Genomic DNA, 219 nt, shown 5'->3' with positions numbered 1-219 from the left:
GCGAATTCACCCCTTACTCGACGCTCCCCTACCATTCCTTGCTGAATCCCAAGCTTCGGTTACACGTTTAGCCCGGTTGAATTTTCGGCGCAGGATCTCTCGACCAGTGAGCTATTACGCACTCTTTAAATGTGTGGCTGCTTCTAAGACAACATCCTGGTTGTCTGTGCTATCCCACATCCTTCTCCACTTAACGTGTATTCGGGACCTTAGCTGTGG

1 rRNA gene is annotated in these 219 nt (G+C 50.2%); it reads right to left on the bottom strand.

Annotated elements, in window-relative coordinates:
- Positions 1-219, bottom strand: a 23S ribosomal RNA gene (locus NE609_RS17465); the annotation flags it as partial.

This window comes from Anaerotruncus sp. DFI.9.16 (genome assembly GCF_024461615.1).
Classification (GTDB): domain Bacteria; phylum Bacillota; class Clostridia; order Oscillospirales; family Ruminococcaceae; genus Anaerotruncus; species Anaerotruncus massiliensis.
Note: the sequence above shows the minus strand (reverse complement) of the source record. Positions and strands in the feature narration are given on the sequence as shown.